At 44.4% G+C, this 658-nt stretch carries 1 pseudogene; it reads left to right on the top strand.

Going from position 1 to position 658, the window contains the following annotated elements:
* Positions 1–658: pseudogene (locus AB4486_RS23395) on the top strand (undecaprenyl-phosphate alpha-N-acetylglucosaminyl 1-phosphate transferase); the annotation flags it as partial.

The following is a 658-nucleotide window of genomic DNA, read 5'->3' as shown; positions in this document are numbered from 1 at the left end:
TTTGGTGGGTGGTATTTCCCTCTGTATTACCTTGTTGTACTTCTTCTACGTGAGTGCTTCAGAAATCAATAATATAGAGGTTATCGCCACGTGCTTAACGATACTGGTGCTGATTGGAGTGGCCGACGACCGTTTTGATATCAGCTTTAAGCTTCGTATGGGTGTGCAGGCTATTTTAACTCTAATAGTCATGCATTATACCGGTTTAACCCTTTCTCATGTTGGTAATGCGTTTGGGCTAGGCGTATGGGATTTCCCTATCGTGGTGGATAGTATCGTGACCGTGCTGGCCGTTATTGGAGCTATTAACGCTTTTAACATGGTTGATGGTATCGATGGCCTACTGGGTGGTTTAAGCATGGTGGTGTTTGCATCGTTAGGTGTGCTGTTCTATGCCCATGGGCTTGAGTTCTACACCTTCTTTATGGCCGTGATGGTGGTGATTTTATTACCTTTTGTTCTGTTTAATTTGGGCTATTTTGGCAAGCTGCGAAAAGTGTTTATGGGCGATGCCGGTAGCATGATGATCGGCTTCCTTGTGATTTGGATTTTAATCCGAGGTACTCAACCTGAACACGGTCATTACATGATTCGACCAGTGACGGCCCTATGGTTAATTGCAGTGCCTTTGATTGATATGATGGCCATTATGATCCGT

It is taken from the genome of Vibrio sp. 10N.222.55.C6, assembly GCF_041473395.1.
Classification (GTDB): domain Bacteria; phylum Pseudomonadota; class Gammaproteobacteria; order Enterobacterales; family Vibrionaceae; genus Vibrio; species Vibrio crassostreae_C.
The sequence above is the reverse complement of the archived record's forward strand: the minus strand, read 5'-3'. Positions and strand labels throughout refer to the sequence as shown.